Origin of the sequence: Pseudomonas sp. S09G 359 (assembly GCF_002843605.1) — a bacterium.
Classification (GTDB): Bacteria; Pseudomonadota; Gammaproteobacteria; order Pseudomonadales; family Pseudomonadaceae; genus Aquipseudomonas.
Genome location: NZ_CP025263.1, coordinates 5,445,574 through 5,461,998, shown reverse-complemented (window position 1 = coordinate 5,461,998; position 16,425 = coordinate 5,445,574). Strand labels below are relative to the sequence as shown.

15 protein-coding genes are annotated in these 16,425 nt (G+C 61.7%); 7 read left to right on the top strand and 8 right to left on the bottom strand.

All coding sequences use genetic code 11. From position 1 onward, the window contains the following. Window positions 1-78: 78 nt before the first annotated feature. Window positions 79-1,008, bottom strand: coding sequence for an AraC family transcriptional regulator (locus tag CXQ82_RS25030; RefSeq protein WP_101272766.1), 930 nt, complete (start codon window positions 1,006-1,008; stop codon window positions 79-81). 328 nt (window positions 1,009-1,336) lie between these two features. Between CXQ82_RS25030 and CXQ82_RS25025 the strand changes: the two genes are divergently transcribed. Together CXQ82_RS25025 and CXQ82_RS25020 are read left to right on the top strand one after the other, a co-directional pair. Next, window positions 1,337-1,678, top strand: a complete 342-nt coding sequence (locus CXQ82_RS25025; protein ID WP_016975490.1) for an antibiotic biosynthesis monooxygenase family protein — start codon at window positions 1,337-1,339, stop codon at window positions 1,676-1,678. A gap of 42 nt (window positions 1,679-1,720) precedes the next feature. Then, window positions 1,721-1,966 carry a hypothetical protein gene (locus tag CXQ82_RS25020; RefSeq protein WP_101272765.1) on the top strand — a complete coding sequence of 82 codons (246 nt, stop codon included), beginning with the start codon at window positions 1,721-1,723 and terminating at the stop codon, window positions 1,964-1,966. Between the two features lie 41 nt (window positions 1,967-2,007). Here CXQ82_RS25020 and CXQ82_RS25015 read toward each other — a convergent pair whose 3' ends face one another. Then, on the bottom strand, window positions 2,008-2,640 hold the full coding sequence (locus CXQ82_RS25015) for a flavin reductase family protein (RefSeq protein ID WP_101272764.1): 633 nt from the start codon (window positions 2,638-2,640) through the stop codon (window positions 2,008-2,010). Between the two features lie 188 nt (window positions 2,641-2,828). Here CXQ82_RS25015 and CXQ82_RS25010 point away from each other — a divergent pair, with 188 nt between their 5' ends. After that, complete coding sequence (locus tag CXQ82_RS25010; protein WP_101272763.1) at window positions 2,829-3,581, top strand: hypothetical protein; 753 nt, start codon at window positions 2,829-2,831, stop codon at window positions 3,579-3,581. 139 nt (window positions 3,582-3,720) lie between these two features. Here the strand turns inward: CXQ82_RS25010 and CXQ82_RS25005 are convergent, their stop codons facing one another. The 4 genes from CXQ82_RS25005 to CXQ82_RS24990 all read right to left on the bottom strand — a co-directional run bounded on the left by CXQ82_RS25005 (window position 3,721) and on the right by CXQ82_RS24990 (window position 10,165). After that, the gene (locus CXQ82_RS25005; RefSeq protein ID WP_101272762.1) at window positions 3,721-5,040 is read right to left on the bottom strand and encodes an MFS transporter; all 1,320 of its coding nucleotides are present in this window, start codon (window positions 5,038-5,040) and stop codon (window positions 3,721-3,723) included. Between the two features lie 271 nt (window positions 5,041-5,311). Further along, window positions 5,312-6,643 carry a sigma-54 dependent transcriptional regulator gene (locus CXQ82_RS25000; RefSeq protein ID WP_101272761.1) on the bottom strand — a complete coding sequence of 444 codons (1,332 nt, stop codon included), beginning with the start codon at window positions 6,641-6,643 and terminating at the stop codon, window positions 5,312-5,314. After that, window positions 6,637-8,403: an ATP-binding protein gene (locus tag CXQ82_RS24995; RefSeq protein ID WP_101272760.1), complete on the bottom strand. Its 1,767-nt coding sequence runs from the start codon at window positions 8,401-8,403 to the stop codon at window positions 6,637-6,639. The genes CXQ82_RS25000 and CXQ82_RS24995 overlap by 7 nt, the downstream gene beginning before the upstream one ends. Before the next feature lie 238 nt (window positions 8,404-8,641). Then, window positions 8,642-10,165, bottom strand: a complete 1,524-nt coding sequence (locus CXQ82_RS24990) for a fumarate hydratase (protein WP_010208051.1) — start codon at window positions 10,163-10,165, stop codon at window positions 8,642-8,644. Between the two features lie 348 nt (window positions 10,166-10,513). On the opposite strand from CXQ82_RS24990, the gene CXQ82_RS24985 reads away from it, so the two are divergent. Continuing rightward, window positions 10,514-11,446 carry an iron-sulfur-binding ferredoxin reductase gene (locus CXQ82_RS24985; RefSeq protein ID WP_101272759.1) on the top strand — a complete coding sequence of 311 codons (933 nt, stop codon included), beginning with the start codon at window positions 10,514-10,516 and terminating at the stop codon, window positions 11,444-11,446. A gap of 30 nt (window positions 11,447-11,476) precedes the next feature. Beyond that, a complete protein-coding gene (locus tag CXQ82_RS24980) occupies window positions 11,477-12,223 on the top strand; it encodes an enoyl-CoA hydratase-related protein (RefSeq protein WP_101272758.1) in 747 nt (248 codons plus the stop codon). A 200-nt stretch (window positions 12,224-12,423) separates the two neighbouring features. Here CXQ82_RS24980 and pyk read toward each other — a convergent pair whose 3' ends face one another. Further along, a complete protein-coding gene (gene pyk, locus CXQ82_RS24975; RefSeq protein ID WP_101272757.1) occupies window positions 12,424-13,875 on the bottom strand; it encodes a pyruvate kinase in 1,452 nt (483 codons plus the stop codon). 175 nt (window positions 13,876-14,050) lie between these two features. Here pyk and CXQ82_RS24970 point away from each other — a divergent pair, with 175 nt between their 5' ends. Both CXQ82_RS24970 and CXQ82_RS24965 read left to right on the top strand, forming a co-directional pair. Continuing rightward, entirely contained in the window at window positions 14,051-14,425 is a 375-nt protein-coding gene (locus CXQ82_RS24970) for a hypothetical protein (protein WP_025854787.1), read from the top strand. Window positions 14,426-14,651: 226 nt separating this feature from the next. After that, window positions 14,652-15,011, top strand: a complete 360-nt coding sequence (locus CXQ82_RS24965; RefSeq protein WP_101272756.1) for a PilZ domain-containing protein — start codon at window positions 14,652-14,654, stop codon at window positions 15,009-15,011. 78 nt (window positions 15,012-15,089) lie between these two features. On the opposite strand, the gene CXQ82_RS24960 is transcribed toward CXQ82_RS24965, so the two are convergent. Then, the gene (locus CXQ82_RS24960; protein WP_101272755.1) at window positions 15,090-16,421 is read right to left on the bottom strand and encodes a DUF58 domain-containing protein; all 1,332 of its coding nucleotides are present in this window, start codon (window positions 16,419-16,421) and stop codon (window positions 15,090-15,092) included. Window positions 16,422-16,425: the final 4 nt, after the last annotated feature.

Genomic DNA, 16,425 nt, shown 5'->3' with positions numbered 1-16,425 from the left:
AGTGTCAGTCACCAAACTCGGTAGCTGAAATACCGCATTCGCGAGCAAGCCCGCTCCCACCTTAGCCCTGCGCTTGGATCAGACGCTTTGGCGCAACCTGGCCAAATCCCTCAGCGGCGGCGCCCCAAACAACCGGCTGTACTCGCGGCTGAACTGCGACGGGCTTTCATACCCCACCCGATACCCCGCCGCCGAGGCTTCCAGCCCTTCGGCAATCATCAGGCGCCGAGCCTCCTGCAGGCGCAGCTGCTTCTGGTACTGCAGCGGACTCATCGCGGTGATTGCCTTGAAGCGGTGGTGCAAGGTCGAAACGCTGAGGTTCACTTCCTTGGCCAGGTCATCGATACGCAAGGGTTGTTCGTAGTTGCCGTTCAACCACTTGATCGCCTGGCTGACCCGATGGCTCTGGCTGTTGGCCACAGCAATTTCATACAGGCGATAACCCTGCGGCCCACGCAACAAGCGATAGAGAATTTCCCGGTTGATCAACGGCGCCAGCATGGCGATGTCTTTCGGCGAATCCAGCAGGCGCGCCAGGCGCAGCACGGCGTCGAGCAACTGGGTGTCGATGCGGTCGACGTACATCCCACGGGAAGTTGGCCGTGACGGCACGCCCATTGGGCCGGCTTCTGCGATCAAGGCCGTCAGCTGCGCCGGGTCGATATTGATCCGCACCGACAGGTTGGGGTCATCCGGGGTGGCTTCGATGATCCGGCCTGCCACCGGCATCGCCACCGAAAACACCAGGTAGTTGAGCGGGTCGTAGGCAAACACCTCATCCGCCAGGCGCACTTCCTTGCGGCCATGGGCCAGGATGCACAGCGCGGGCTCCACCAGCACCGGCATGAAGTCGCGCGGCGCGTTGTGGCGATTCAGGAACAGTGAGGTGATCGCTGTGCCGTAGGAACCGTCTTCCCAGGTGTGCCGGCAGACAATGCAGGCGAGCTCTTCGCGCTGTCGTTCCATATCAGCATCAAGGGGCATGGCGTGATGTTCGGGCGACGACATGGGGCGTCCTCTGCGTGCTTTTACGATGGGCGTAGCTTAGCGGCGGCTGTTCAAATAGTGTTACGTCGATTCTGCACAATCCTTGCCTGATCCTGCGACACATCGTGAATCAGGCAAGCTAAAGGCCTGTCATCTCACTGAAATAAGGCGTTTGCTCGTGGAATAAAACCGGCTCGCCAAACGTCCTCTCTACGCTTCTCGCAGGATTGTGCAATAAGCCGGCAGGAATTGACTAACTGCGCCCACGGTCGCGCCGTTATCTTTGATCCTGTGGCAACACACCCTCACAGTGCTTGCCGAGCATCACTTCTCAACGGGAGAGTCGAACATGTCCACCCCCATTCCCGCGAGCCATATGGCCTTTATCCGCGCCCGCACCGGGTGCAGCACCGAACTGGGTGCACGCTTGAGCAGTTTGATTGAACCGGGCCGTCAGGCTCAGGGTTGCCTGCAATTTTCGTTGCAGCATTCCCAGGTCGACCCCGATGTATGGCTGGTCTCGGGTTTCTGGAGCAGCGAGCAGGCGATGAGCGCTTACTTCAACTCGCCGGCCCTGATGATCTTCACCGAGCTGTTGAATGACATGGTGGTCCGCAGCATGGACTTCCAGACCTTCACCGACGCATCCGCCGCCCATGCCTACGGCGAGTACCTGCAACTGGCCGGTTGAGGGGTAGAATGGCCGCCTTTCTCATTGGCCAGGACCTGCAACATGGCACGTAAACAATTTGCCCACCACGAAGCCGTTTCCGCCGTAGTACCGGGTGAGGGGGGCTACAGCGCCGCCGTCGCCGTCAAGGCTCTGGATGGCATGGGCGCCCCGCAGTTTCACAAGATACTGGATGGACAAACCTTCAAGACCGCCTCCGACGCCGACGATGCCGCGACGCTGCAGCTTGAGTGCCTGGTGGGTGTGGACGAGGAAGGTCAGCTGACTTGGGCAACTGCCTCGAACTAAAAATGTGGGAGGGGGCTTGCCCCCTCCCACATTACATTCAGTCAGGGTTTTGTGGCACCTGGGCGATACATCTTGAACAGCGCCTCAGGCCCCAACTGGAAGTAATCCGCCGGCCCACCACCCCGCAGGATCGGCTCGGCGGCCGCGGTATCGTAGACGCCATCCTTGAGCAACCACTTGGCAATATGCACCGCGACCACCTCGCCCAGCACCAGCCAACTCGGCACCAACTGCTGGTCGGCGCGCTGCAACTGGATGATCTGCGTCACCTTGCACTCGAACGACACCGGGCTTTCGCCCACCCGCGGTACGCCGACGATTTTCGATGCCACCGGCGTCAGGCCTGACAGCTCGAATTCGTTGACCTCGGGGGATACCGCCGCGCAACTCTGGTTCATCTGCTCGGCCAACGGCCGGGTGGCCAGGTTCCACACGAACTCGCCGGTCTGTTCGATATTGTTCAGGCTGTCTTTACGCCCGACGCTGGAAAACCCAATGATCGGCGGAATGTAGTTGAACGCATTGAAGAAGCTGTAGGGCGCCAGGTTCAGGCGGCCCTCGCTGTCGTGTGACGAAATCCAGCCGATCGGGCGCGGCCCGACGATGGCATTGAACGGGTCATGGGGCAGGCCGTGGCCGTTGGCGGGTTCGTAGAAGTGGATATCGTCAGGCATGCCGGGGTTCCTGCTGCGGTGTCGGGAAGGCAGTCATAGTGCAAGCCATGGCGGTGAATTTCCATCGGCGGCATGGAATTTTCATTCATCGGCCACCTAATTTTCACAGCTTCCCGTTCAGTCTGCGCCCAAGGTCGGCACCCCAGCAGTCGGCCATTGAAAGACTGAGCTTCGGAGCCTTCTCACGCATGAACAAACTTCCTCAGATCACCCTGGCGTTCTGGGTCATGAAAATTTGCGCAACCACCCTGGGCGAAACCGCCGGGGACTTGCTCTCGATGACCCTGGATGTCGGCTATGCCATCAGTTCGATGATCCTGATCAGCGTGTTTCTGCTGACCTTGCTGACGCAACTGCGCTCGAAAACCTACAACCCGGTGCTGTACTGGATCGTGATCCTGTCCACCAGCACCGCCGGCACGACGATGTCGGACTTTATGGACCGCACGCTGGGCCTGGGTTACGCCGAGGGGTCGATGATCCTGATCGTGATCCTGATGATCATCTTTGCGTTGTGGCACCTGAGCGGTGATTCGCTGAACGTGAGCAACGTGCAGACGCCGCGAGGCGAGCTGTTTTACTGGGGCGCGATCCTGTTCTCCAACACCCTGGGTACGGCCTTGGGTGACTTCCTGGCGGACGACTCGGGGTTGGGTTTTGCCGGCGGGGCGCTGCTGATCGGTTGCACCATTGCACTGGTGGTGGCGCTTAAGTACTTCACGCAAATCTCGGGCGTGCTGTTGTTCTGGCTGGCGTTTGTACTCACCAGGCCTTTCGGCGCGACCCTGGGCGATTTCCTGACCAAGCCCCATGAAAAGGGTGGGTTGGATTTTGGCACCATCGGTTCATCGGCAGTGTTGGCGGGGGTGTTGGTGGTGATGATTGCGGGGGCGAGTTATGCGCAGCGGCGGTATGGGCGTCAGGACGCCGAGCTGAGCTGACCTCATTCAGACAGACGATAAACAACTAAATGTGGGAGCGGGCTTGCTCGCGAATGCGCAGTCTCAGTCACCGGATAGGGTGACTGATCCACCGCTTTCGCGAGCAAGCCCGCTCCCACATTTTTACTGCATCAAGCTGTTAGTCCGTGGTAATCCGTGAGTGCTTGCGGGTGTCTTTCATGGTCACGTAGACCACCAGCGACACCGCGATGCATGCGGTCACGTACCAGTAGTAGCCGGTTTCCATGCCGATGCTCTTGAACCACAGCGCGATGTATTCAGCGGTGCCGCCGAAAATCGATACGGTCAGTGCATACGGCAGGCCTACGCCCAGGGCGCGGATTTCGGTTGGGAACAGTTCGGCCTTCACCACCGCGTTGATCGAGGTGTAGCCGCTCACGATGATCAGCGCTGCCATGATCAGGAAGAACGCGCCCCACCAGGTCTGGATGGTGTGCAGGGTGGTGAGGATCGGTACGGTGCAGAGCGTGCCGAGGATACCGAAGGCGATCAGGATCGGCCGACGACCGACCTTGTCCGACAGTGCACCGACCAGGGGCTGTATGCACATGAACAGAAACAGCGTCGCCGCCGAAATGGTGGTGGAGTCGGAGATGCTCATGCCGACGGTGTTCACCAGGTATTTCTGCATGTAGGTGGTGTAGGTATAGAAGGCCAGGGTACCGCCCATGGTCAGGCCGACCACGGTGAGGACTTCCTTGGGGTGACGCAGCAAGGTGCGCATCGCGCTTTCCTTGGCTTTTTCCTTCTTGGTGAACGACTCGGTTTCTTCCATGCCGCGACGCAGGTACAGCGCGACGACTGCGCACAGGGCGCCGATGGCGAACGGGATACGCCAGCCCCAGGCATACAGCTGCTCGGTGGTCAGCACTTGTTGCAGCACGATCAATACCGCCAGGGCGATGAGCTGGCCGGAGATCAGGGTCACGTACTGGAAGCTGGAGAAGAAACCACGACGTTCCTTGGTCGCCATTTCACTCAAGTAGGTGGCCGAGGTGCCGTACTCACCGCCGACCGACAGGCCTTGCAGCAAGCGTGCGAGCACCAGCAGGATCGGTGCGCCGATGCCGATGGTGTCGTAGCCCGGGGTCAGGGCAATCAGCAATGAGCCGAAGCACATCAGCAGCACCGAGGCCATCAACGCGGCCTTGCGGCCTTTGTAGTCGGCGTACATACCCATCAACCAGCCACCGATCGGGCGCATGATGAAACCCACGGCAAAGATCGCGGCGGTGTTCATCAACTGGGCGGTGGAGGAGCCTGCAGGAAAGAAGGCCTTGGCGAAGTACAGCGAGAAGGCGGCGTAGACGTACCAGTCGTACCATTCGACCATGTTGCCGACGGAGCCGCTGAAAATCGATTTGATCCGGCTGGAGGTGGTGCGTTCTTTCGCCGGCGCAGCCGCCGACCCCAGAGGCAAGGTGTTGGAGTTATCCATTGAAGGATCCTTCATCTAGTTGTTTTTATGGAGCGGCGCGTGCGCAGCCTGACTGGGGCTATAGCAGGAGCTGTGCCAGGTAGGTGAAGGCCCGGTCTAGAAGGGTTTACGGATTTTTCTGAGCGGAAAGTCGCTGATGGTTTGAGGGTGGTGAGCGGAAATCCGCTTATGGCTGCTGCCGCCATCGCGGGCAAGCCCGCTCCCACATTTGACTGTGTTCACCCATCGAAATGTGGGAGGGGGCTTGCCCCCGATGGCGGCCTGAAGGTCGCTAGAGAAACATCTCCCGCACCAACCCATGCCGCTGCATCTTTTCATTGAAGGTACGCCGCGGCAGTTGCAGCTCGGCCAGCACTGCCTTGATGTCGCCTTTGTGCCGGGTCAGCGCGGCTTTCAGGCAATGCGCCTCGAAGGCTTCCTGCTGTGCGGCCAGGGATTGCCCGGCCTCGATGCCCTCCGGCTCCGTCTCCGGCTCGCTAAGGCCCAGCACCTGGCGTTCGGCGACGTTGGCCAGTTCACGCACATTGCCGGGCCAGTCGTGGCTGAGCAGGCGTCCCAGTTGCGCGCCGCTCAGCGGCTCAACGCTGCGGCCCAGGCGTTCGGCGGCGCTTTGTGCGAAGTGGTCGAACAGCAGCGGGATATCTTCACGGCGTTCGCGCAGGGGCGGCAGGCGTAGCTGCGCGACATTCAATCGATACGCCAGGTCCTCGCGAAAACGCCCGGCGCGGGCTTCTTCCAGCAAGTCCGGTTTGGTGGCGGCGATGATGCGCAAATCCACCTGAATACTTTGATTGGACCCCAGCCGCTCCAGCTTCTGTTCCTGAAGCACCCGCAACAGCTTTACCTGCTGAGCCAGGGGCATGCTTTCAATTTCATCGAGGAACAGCGTGCCGCCATGCGCGTATTCCAGCTTGCCGATGCGCTTGCCCTGGGCGCCGGTGAACGCGCCGCTTTCGTGGCCGAACAGCTCGGCTTCAAACAGCTGCTCGGGGATGGCCGCGCAGTTGAGCGCTACAAAGGGTTTTTTCGCCCGCGGGCCAAAATCATGCAGGCAGCGCGCGACCAATTCCTTGCCGCTGCCGGTTTCACCACGGATCAGCACGTTGACCGGCAAGCTCGCCAGGTCCAGCACCTGGCGGCGCAGGTTCTGTAAGCCACGAGAGACGCCCAGCAGGCTGTTTTCCAATTGCGCACGATGGTCGGCCTGTTGGTGCAGGCGACGGTTTTCGAGGATCAGCCCGCGTTTGTCCAAGGCGCGGCGCAGGCTGTTGAGCAGGGCGTCGGGGCTGAAGGGTTTTTCCAGGAAATCGTAGGCGCCGTCGCGCATGGCTTCGACGGCCATCGGCACGTCGCCGTGACCGGTCAGCAGGATCACCGGCACGTCGGCGTCACGCCGTTGCACTTCGGCCAGCAGCTCCAGGCCACTGAGCCCGGGCATGCGCACGTCGCTGAGGATCACGCCCGGAAAGTCCTTGGGCAGTTTCGCCAGGCATTCCTCGGCGCGGCTGAACAGCTGCACATCAAACCCGGACAGGCTCAACCATTGCTCGACGGCCGTGCGAATGCTGGCTTCGTCATCGACCACAATCACCGCGTTCAACATAGGTCGGGCGTCTCCAGCGCGATAGGCAAGGTCAGGGTAAACACCGCGCCGTCGCCACGGTTGCCGGCGCTCAGGCGGCCACCCAGTTCATGCACGATAGCGTAGGACACCGCCAGTCCCAGGCCGAGCCCGTCACCCACCGGCTTGGTGGTGAAGAACGGGTCGAACACGCTGTTCAGGTGTTCGTCGGCAATCCCGCCGCCGCTGTCGCTGACGGTCAGTTGCCACAGTTGTTGGTCGGCGTGCAGGCGGATTTCCAGGCGTTTGCGCGGCTTGTCGGCCATTGCGTCGAGCGCGTTGCGCAACAGGTTGATCAACACCTGTTCGAGGCGGATCGCATCGCCCCGCACCCAGGCCGGGCGGGCCAGGTCGAGGACCACGCCGATGGCTTCATCGCGCAGGCGCGCATCCAGCAGGTGCAGGGACTGGTCGACCACGGTGGCCAGGTCGAGCCTTTCGCGCAGGCCGCTCGGGCTCTTGCGCGCGAAGGTCTTGAGATGGCCGGTGAGCGCGGCCATGCGCGTGAGCATATCGTCCAGCGGCGTGAGCGCCTGGTAGGCGTCGTCCACACGACCGTGGTCCAGCAGCAGGCGCAGGGTCGCCAGCTGCATGCGCTGGGCCGTCAGCGGCTGGTTGATTTCATGGGCGAGGGCGGCGGACATCTGCCCCAACGCCGCCAGCTTGGCTGACTGCACCAGGCCGTCCTGAGCGGTGCGCAGGGCCTGGGTGCGTTCCTCGACCAACTGCTCAAGCTCCTCGCGGCTGCGCTGGCGCAAACGGGCCAGGCGCCAGCGTTGGGTGAGGAACAGCAGCAAAAACACCAGCGCCAGCCAGGAACCGGCGGCGGCCAGGCCGGCGTTGCGTTGGTCTTCAAAGGCGAACTGCGGTTTGCGCAGCAGGTGCAGGGTCCAACCTTCGGCCTTGAGTGGCAGGGATTCCCAGATGTAATTGGCATTGCCATCGGGGCCGTTGACGCGCATCAGGTGGCTGTTTTCGTCGAAGCGTTGCAGCTGTTGAGTCTCGAGCGGCTGCAATTGTTTCTTGTCGTATTGGCGGGTGGCCCTGACCTCGGCCAGGTCGGTCTCCGACAGCGGCCGCAGGTTGCGGTAGCGCCAGCCGGGCTGGTTGGCGATAAACACAATGCCGCGCGCGTCGCTGACCAGCAGCAGGTCATTGCCTTGCGCCCATTCGCGCTCAAGTTCGGGGAACTCCAGCTTTACCACCATGGCGCCGAGGAACTGCTCGTGTTCATCCACCACTGCGCTGGAGAGGAAGTAACCCGGAATGCCGGTGGTCACCCCCACGGCGTAGAACCGGCCGGTGCCCTGGCTCTTGGTTTGGATGAAGTACGGTCGGAACGCGTAGTTGTGCCCGACATAGCTGCTCGGCAAGGCCCAGTTGCTGGCGGCCACGGCCAGGCCGGTGCGGTCCATCAATTCCAGGGTGGAAGACTGTGCGGCGCCATTGATGCGCTCCAGCTTGCGGTTGAGCAGATCCTGGGTGGTGGCATCCAGCGGGCCCTTCAAGGCGCTGATCATTTCCGAGTCCAGCGCCAGTACGGCGGGCAGGGCACGGTAGCGTTCGATCAGGGTATGCAGCGAGTTGGCGTACAGCGCAAGCTGCTGGTTGGCGCGGGCGGCGTCGTCCACCAGGGCCTGGCGCTCGGCATGGCGGGTGGCCAAGGCGGCGGCCAGCACGGCACCGGCGATGATCAGCAGGGAATAGAAGGTCAGGCGCAGGGGGCGAGGGATCGCGATCATACGGATATGAACAGCTGCAATTAGGGGGGAGCACCATACCATGTGCTGCCTGGGTCTTGTGGCGAGTGAGCTTGTGTGGGAGGGGGCTTGCCCCCGATGACGGAGTGCCAGTGAATGCATGGGTAACTGGCCCACTGCAATCGGGGGCAAGCCCCCTCCCACATGAGAGCGTTGTCGGGCCATAAAAAAGGCGACTGGGCCGTGGGCCGCAGTCGCCTTTCTCCTTGCGGGAGGGTGCTTACTGCACTTCTACCGCCAGGCTTTCACTGATCTTTTTCTGCCAGATGGCAGGACCGGTGATGTGTACGGATTCGCCCTTGCTGTCCACCGCGACGGTGACCGGCATGTCTTTCACGTCGAACTCGTAGATTGCTTCCATGCCCAGCTCGGCGAAGGCCACCACGCGCGACTTCTTGATGGCTTGCGCCACCAGGTAGGCAGCGCCGCCCACGGCCATCAGGTACACGGCTTTGTGGTCCTTGATCGCTTCGATGGCGGTAGGGCCGCGCTCGGATTTGCCGATCATGCCCAGCAGGCCGGTTTGCTCGAGGATCTGGCGGGTGAACTTGTCCATCCGCGTGGCGGTGGTCGGGCCAGCCGGGCCAACCACTTCTTCGCGCACCGGATCAACCGGGCCGACGTAGTAGATAAAGCGACCCTTGAGGTCCACCGGCAGGGTTTCGCCCTTGTTCAGCATCTCGACCATGCGCTTATGCGCGGCGTCGCGACCGGTGAGCATCTTGCCGTTGAGCAACACGGTTTCGCCCGGCTTCCAGCTCTGCACTTCTTCCGGGGTCAGGGTGTCGAGGTTGACGCGACGGGCCGACGGGCCGGCTTCCCAGACGATTTCCGGGTAGGCGTCCAGCGGTGGCGCTTCCAGCGACGCCGGGCCCGAGCCGTCGAGCACGAAGTGCGCGTGACGGGTGGCGGCGCAGTTCGGGATCATGCACACCGGCAGGGAGGCGGCGTGGGTCGGGTAGTCCATGATCTTCACGTCGAGCACGGTGGTCAGGCCACCCAGGCCCTGGGCGCCGATGCCCAGTTGGTTGACCTTCTCGAACAGCTCCAGGCGCATCTCTTCGATACGGTTCTGCGGGCCGCGTTTTTTCAGCTCATGGATGTCGATGGATTCCATCAACACTTCCTTGGCCATCACCGCCGCTTTCTCGGCAGTGCCGCCGATGCCGATGCCGAGCATGCCCGGTGGGCACCAGCCGGCGCCCATGGTCGGAACGGTCTTGAGCACCCAGTCGACGATCGAGTCGGACGGGTTGAGCATGGCCATTTTCGACTTGTTCTCGGAACCGCCGCCCTTGGCCGCCACGTCCACTTCCACGGTGTTACCCGGGACGATGGAGTAGTGGATCACGGCCGGGGTGTTGTCCTTGGTGTTTTTACGCGCGCCGGCCGGGTCGGCCAGGATGGATGCGCGCAGGACGTTTTCCGGAAGGTTGTAGGCGCGACGCACGCCTTCGTTGATCATGTCGTCCAGGCCCATGGTGGCGCCATCCCAACGTACGTCCATGCCCACGCGCACGAACACGGTAACGATACCGGTGTCCTGGCAGATCGGGCGATGGCCGGTGGCGCACATGCGCGAGTTGATCAGGATCTGGGCGATGGAGTCACGGGCTGCCGGCGATTCTTCGCGCAGGTAGGCTTCGTGCATGGCCTGGATGAAGTCAACGGGGTGGTAGTAGGAAATGAATTGCAGGGCGTCGGCAACGCTCTGAATCAGGTCGTCTTGCTTGATCACGGTCATGAGTCGCGCTCCTCTATAAGGGAACATTCAATAAAGGTGGCTTCAGTGAAGTGCATCGGTCGGCTGAAGCCACCTTTCCAAGGCGCGTCGCCAAGAAGAGCAAGTATTGTTGGCGCGACGCTAAAAAGGCGCGGCAGTATAACCCGACGCGGTGGCCGATACACCCGACTATGGTCAAACTCTGATGGGTGTGAATGCAGGCCAAAGGTGGGAGCGGGCTTGCTCGCGAAGGCGGAGTATCAGCCACCCTGTAGGTCGGCGGACACACCGCCTTCGCGAGCAAGCCCGCTCCCACAAAAAGGCCGGTCGCGGTATGGTTAGCGATCTTCACACTGCTTGAGCCTTTATATGCCTGAACTGCACGTCGGCGAACGCCACTGGTCGGTCGCCACCGGCAGCAACCTGCTGGATGCCTTGAACCAGGCGGGTGTGGCCGTGCCCTACAGTTGCCGCGCCGGCAGCTGCCATGCCTGCCTGGTACGTTGCCAGGGCGACGTCGAGGACCAACAACCCGATGCCCTGAGCCCGGCGCAACGCCAGCAGGGCTGGCGCCTGGCTTGCCAGTGCCAGGTGAGTGGTGATCTGCACGTCGAGGCGTTTGACCCGTTGCGTGACGGCTTGCCGGCTCGGGTAGTCGGTGCCGACTGGCTGAACTCGACGGTGCTGCGTCTGCGCCTGCAACCGGAGCGTGGCCTGCGCTATCGGGCCGGACAGCACCTGGTGGTGTGGGCGGGGCAGGTGGCGCGCCCGTACTCCCTGGCCAGCTTGCCGCAGGAAGAGCCGTTTCTGGAGTTTCATATCGATTGCCGTCAGCCGGGTGAATTCAGCGACATCGCCCGCCAACTGCAGGTCGGGGATCCATTGCGGCTGGGCGAATTGCGCGGCGGCGCGCTGCAATACGATCCCGATTGGCAATCCCGGCCACTCTGGCTGCTGGCTTCCGGCACCGGGCTGGGCCCGTTGTGGGGGGTATTGCGCGAAGCGCTGCGCCAGGATCACCAAGCCGCCATCCGCGTGATTCACCTGGCCCATGATGCCAGCGGCCATTACCTGGCCGAGCCCCTGGCGGCGCTGGCTGCGCAGCATCCCAACCTGTCGGTGGAGCTGTGGACCGAGGCGCAGTTGGCCCAGGCATTGGCGCAACTGCGGCTTGTTTCACGGCAAACTCTGGCTTTACTCTGCGGGCACCCCGTCAGCGTTGAGGCGTTCGCCAAGCGCCTGTTCCTGGCAGGACTGCCGCGTAATCAACTGCTGGCCGATGTGTTTGTGCCCCGTGGTTGAGCGCTGAATTCCACCACCGCGAGACTCGCCATGACCGACGCCATCCTGCAGCAACGCGAACGCGGGGTGCTGACCCTGCAGCTTAATCGCCCCGACAAGAAAAACGCCCTGACCCGCGCCATGTACACGCAACTGGCCGAGGCCCTGGAGCAGGCCGATGCGGATGCAGGCGTGCGCTCGGTGCTGATCCAGGGCAGCAGCGACTGCTTTACCGCCGGCAACGACATCGGCGACTTCCTTGAACAGCCCCCCACCGACCTCGACAGCCCACCGTTTCACTTCATGCAAAGCCTGCTTAATTGCCGCAAGCCGGTGATCGCTGCCGTCGCAGGAGCGGCGGTGGGCATCGGCACGACGCTGCTGCTGCATTGCGACCTGGTCTATATCAGCCGCGATGCGCGCCTGCGCATGCCGTTCGTCAACCTGGGGCTGTGCCCGGAGTTTGGTTCGAGCCTGATCCTGCCGCGCCTGCTGGGGCACGCGAAAGCGGCTGAACTGTTACTGCTGGGCGAGGGTTTCAGCGGTGAGCAGGCGGCGGCGTGGGGGATTGCCACAGAGGCGTTGGGCAGCGGCGAAGCGGCGCTGGCCAGGGCGCGGGAAGTGGCCGAGCGCTTTGAGCACCTGGCGCCAGCGGCGGTGCAGGTCACCAAGCAATTGATGAAAAGTGTTGATCGCGAGCAACTGCGCAAGGTGATCGAAGAGGAGGGCGCTCTGTTTACTCAGCGCTTGAAATCACCGGAAGCGATTGCGGCGTTGTCGGCTTTTATCACTCGGTGATGAATGAGCGTTGGCTGGTCGGACGTCTTCGCGAGCAAGCCCGCTCCCACATTTAACTGCGTACATCCTGAAGAAACGCGGTCGAATGGGGGGAGCGGGCTTGCTCGCGAAGAGGCCAGTGAAGCCAGTACCAAAGCCAATCTGCAATACAAAAAGCCCCGCCATTCACATGGCGGGGCTTTTGTTTTTCAGCGAATCAATCAGACCATTGGGTCGCCAACGTGCAGGATCTTCATGCCGTTGGTACCGCCGATGGTGTGGTAGCTGTCGCCCTTGGTCAGGATGACCCAGTCGCCTTTCTCCACAACGCCACGCTTGACCAGTTCGTCGATGGCCGCCTGGCTGACTTCGTGCGGCGGCAACGAGGCCGGATCGAACGGTACGGTGTACACGCCACGGAACATGGCCGCGCGGGCCTGGGTTTCGCGGTGCGGGGAGAACGCGTAGATCGGCACCGAGGAACGGATACGCGACATGATCAACGGCGTGTAACCACTTTCAGTCAAGGCGATGATCGCTTTCACACCCGGGAAGTGGTTAGCGGTATACATGGCCGCCAGGGCGATGCTCTGGTCGCAGCTTTCGAACTCTTTGCCGATGCGGTGGCTGGAGGTTTTGCTGGTCGGGTGCTTTTCGGCGCCGATGCAAATACGTGCCATGGCTTGCACTGCTTCCAGCGGGTAAGGGCCTGCAGCACTTTCAGCCGAGAGCATCACGGCGTCGGTGTAGTCGAGCACGGCGTTGGCCACGTCGGACACTTCGGCACGGGTCGGCATCGGGTTCTGGATCATCGACTCCATCATCTGGGTCGCCACGATGACGGCCTTGTTGTGGCGGCGTGCGTGCAGGATGATTTTTTTCTGGATACCGATCAGCTCGGCGTCGCCGATTTCCACGCCCAGGTCGCCACGGGCAACCATCACGGCGTCGGAAGCCTTGATCAGGCCGTCGAGGGTTTCGTCATCGGCCACGGCTTCGGCGCGTTCGATCTTAGCCACCAGCCAGGCGGTGCCGCCGGCTTCGTCGCGCAGTTTACGGGCATATTCCATGTCGGCGGCGTCGCGCGGGAAGGACACGGCGAGGTAGTCCACTTCCATTTCGGCGGCGAGCTTGATGTCGGCCTTGTCTTTTTCAGTCAGGGCCGGCGCCGTCAGGCCACCGCCGCGACGGTTGATGCCTTTGTGGTCGGACAGCGGGCCGCCGATGATCACGGTGCAATGCAGCTCGGTCGGGGTCGCGGTGTCGACGCGCATGACCACGCGGCCGTCGTCCAGCAGCAGTTCGTCACCGACGCCGCAATCCTTGACCAGGTCCGGGTAGTCGATACCCACTACTTGTTGGTTGCCTTCGGTCAGCGGGTGGCTGGTGGAGAACGTGAACGTGTCACCGATCTTCAGCTCGATTCGCTTGTTGGCAAATTTGGCGATACGGATTTTCGGGCCTTGCAGGTCACCCAGCAATGCCACGAAGCGGCCATGCTTGGCGGCCAGGTCACGCACCAGCTTGGCGCGAGCCTTGTGCTCGTCCGGGGTGCCGTGGGAGAAGTTCAGACGGGCAACGTCCAAACCAGCCAGAATCAGCTGTTCGAGGACTTCCGGCGAGTTGCTGGCCGGGCCAAGGGTGGCGACGATTTTGGTACGACGGACGGACATGCACAGACTCCTGAGTTCAAGCGCTGAGGAAGGCTACTATGCTCTTTCGTTGTAGTCATTGTTCGTTTGCACTACTTATCGACGATCGGCTTGTTTTCTCAGATGCTGAATAGACCAACAACCTTGAAGATTTTCGACGCGGGGTCGATACACTGCACAAGACAGGAGAACCCTCATGCGAATTTTGCTCATTGCTGCCCTGGCCGTCAGTGTTGTCGGCTGCACCCGTTGGTCTATGGACCACCATTTGAACAACGCCTATCGCGCGTACAAGGTCGGCGATTGCGAGCGTGTCACCCTGGAATTGTCCCAGGTAGATCGCGAAAGCCGTACCCGCCGATACGTACAGCCAGAGGTCTCGATGTTGCGCGGGCAGTGCCTGGAACGCCAGAAGCTGTTCGTCGACGCAGTGCAGACCTATCAATTCATTATCAATCAGTACCCGTCGAGTGAGTATGCCTATCGTGCTCGCGCAAGGCTGGACACGCTGCAACAACTGGGGCATTACCCTGGCGCCAGCGTCGCCCAGCCGCGTCCTGCATCTTTATAATGACATTCGTCATTTGATAACTGGCCCGTCGCCAGTCTTGGGCTATCCTTTGAATATTCATTTGTACAAGTTTCCACTTGAATGAATGCGGGGCCTGGACTCGGCGGCTGTCTGGTGACAAAGGCGTGCCTGTTGTCATACCGAGGTCCGGGGAGGGCGAGCGGTTTTTGTTCGTTCCGAATCACTGGCAAGGCCAGAGTCATGGCCACAGGATGGCGATCTCACCATGTTTACCGACCGACGGATCGAGCGGCATCAGTTACCTTATTTCTTGCAGGTGTTTAACCGTCTCACCGATAAACCCATTGGGTTTCTGGGGAATGTCTCGGAAGACGGGCTGATGTTAATCAGCCAGTTGCCCATGATGGTGGACGTGGACTTCGAGCTGCGTTTAAAAATTCCTGCGGCGGACGGCACCTTCCATGCCATCGACCTCACGGCCACCTGTCTGTGGAGCCACGAGGATATCAACCCGCAACATTACGATTCCGGGTTCAGCGTGCTTCAGGCGTCCGAGGCGTATGGGCAACTGATTAACGTGTTGTTGAATTACTTCAGTTTCGATCCCTTACAGGCTTCGGCCTAGGTTCAGCGCGCTGTCGACCCGGCTCGGGCGTTATTGCCCCGGCTGTGGTCGCGCGCGCTTTTTTTCAGCGCGCCTTGTTTAGAGTACACCGGCCTTCTTCCACCCCAGGTAACGCGTGACCAAAGCTGCGCCCAAGTCAGCTGGCGAAGTGTCCAGCACCGACAGGCCGTGGGCGTTCAAGCGGTCATGCAGTTCGTCTCGGGTATTGAGGTAATCGACGGTGCCGCTATAGGCCAGAGCTTCCGATAGCGTTTGTACGGGGTGTTGGCGTAATTGGTCGAGCACGTCCTCGCGCAAACTGGCCACCAGTACCCGGTGCTGGCGACTGATGCGCTTGACGGCAGCCAGCAACGCTTCATCGTCCTCATCTCTCAGGTTGGTGACCACAATCACCAATGCCCGACGTTTTTGCCGGGCCAGCAGCTGGCTTGCCGCCGCCTCGTAATCGGCCGTTCGCCGGGTGCTGTCCAGGTCGTATACCGAATTGAGCAACAGGTTCAGTTGGCTGCTGCCCTTTACGGGGGCCAGGTAGCGTGGCTGGTCCGCAGCAAAGGTACACAACCCCACTGCATCACCCTGGCGCAAGGCGACATAGCTGAGCAGCAGGCACGCGTTAAGGGCGTGGTCAAAATGCGACAGCTCGCCATCCTGGCTGCGCATGCGTCGGCCGCAATCAAGCATGAACACGATCTGTTGGTCGCGCTCATCCTGGTATTCGCGGGCAATCGGTGTACGTTGCCGTGCGGTAGCCTTCCAGTCTATCTGCCGCAGGCTGTCACCCTCACGAAACTCGCGTAGTTGATGAAACTCCAGCCCCAGCCCCCGTCGTTGGTGTTGCCGCACCCCCAACTGGCTCAGCCAGTTATCCACGCCCAGCAGCTGAGCGCCATACAGCCGGGCGAAATCCGGGTAAACGCGGGTCGCATCGCTGACTTCGATAAACCGCCGTGCCGACCATAAGCCCATGGGGCTGGGCAGGTGGATTTCGCAACGGGTGAAACTGAAGTGCCCGCGCCGCAGCGGGCGAAGGCGATACCCCAGCTCACTTCGCTCACCAGGGCGCAGCTCGATGGACTGGGGCATGTTCTCTACCGTCAGCCCGTCTGGAACGTGATCGAAAACCTGCACTGCCAGTGGCTGTGGGTAGTCATGTTCCAGGACCAGGCGTACTTCACCCCAGCGGCCCAGGGCCAGACTGCCGGGCATCTGCCGTTGTACGCGCGGGGACGGGCGGCGCTGCAGGCGCAGGGCGTCCAGCAAGGCCAGCAGTAACAGCGCCAGGAGCAAACCCCACGCCACGGAATGCAAGGTGTCGGGCACCTTGAACTGCAACGCTGCCACGGCGCCGAGCAGAATGCTTAAGCCCAGTAGCACGCCCAGCCAGGTCAACAGCAGACGGGTCGGTTTCATGGGC

Coding starts and splice junctions, on each gene's coding strand:
- CXQ82_RS24965 (WP_101272756.1), top strand. CDS start 14,652: ATGTTTACCGACCGACGGATCGAGCGGCATCAGTTACCTTATTTCTTG.
- CXQ82_RS25020 (WP_101272765.1), top strand. CDS start 1,721: ATGGCACGTAAACAATTTGCCCACCACGAAGCCGTTTCCGCCGTAGTA.
- CXQ82_RS25015 (WP_101272764.1), bottom strand. CDS start 2,640: ATGCCTGACGATATCCACTTCTACGAACCCGCCAACGGCCACGGCCTG.
- CXQ82_RS25030 (WP_101272766.1), bottom strand. CDS start 1,008: ATGTCGTCGCCCGAACATCACGCCATGCCCCTTGATGCTGATATGGAA.
- CXQ82_RS24980 (WP_101272758.1), top strand. CDS start 11,477: ATGACCGACGCCATCCTGCAGCAACGCGAACGCGGGGTGCTGACCCTG.
- CXQ82_RS25000 (WP_101272761.1), bottom strand. CDS start 6,643: ATGTTGAACGCGGTGATTGTGGTCGATGACGAAGCCAGCATTCGCACG.
- CXQ82_RS24960 (WP_101272755.1), bottom strand. CDS start 16,421: ATGAAACCGACCCGTCTGCTGTTGACCTGGCTGGGCGTGCTACTGGGC.
- CXQ82_RS25005 (WP_101272762.1), bottom strand. CDS start 5,040: ATGGATAACTCCAACACCTTGCCTCTGGGGTCGGCGGCTGCGCCGGCG.
- CXQ82_RS24995 (WP_101272760.1), bottom strand. CDS start 8,403: ATGATCGCGATCCCTCGCCCCCTGCGCCTGACCTTCTATTCCCTGCTG.
- CXQ82_RS24970 (WP_025854787.1), top strand. CDS start 14,051: ATGCGAATTTTGCTCATTGCTGCCCTGGCCGTCAGTGTTGTCGGCTGC.
- CXQ82_RS24985 (WP_101272759.1), top strand. CDS start 10,514: ATGCCTGAACTGCACGTCGGCGAACGCCACTGGTCGGTCGCCACCGGC.
- pyk (WP_101272757.1), bottom strand. CDS start 13,875: ATGTCCGTCCGTCGTACCAAAATCGTCGCCACCCTTGGCCCGGCCAGC.
- CXQ82_RS24990 (WP_010208051.1), bottom strand. CDS start 10,165: ATGACCGTGATCAAGCAAGACGACCTGATTCAGAGCGTTGCCGACGCC.
- CXQ82_RS25010 (WP_101272763.1), top strand. CDS start 2,829: ATGAACAAACTTCCTCAGATCACCCTGGCGTTCTGGGTCATGAAAATT.
- CXQ82_RS25025 (WP_016975490.1), top strand. CDS start 1,337: ATGTCCACCCCCATTCCCGCGAGCCATATGGCCTTTATCCGCGCCCGC.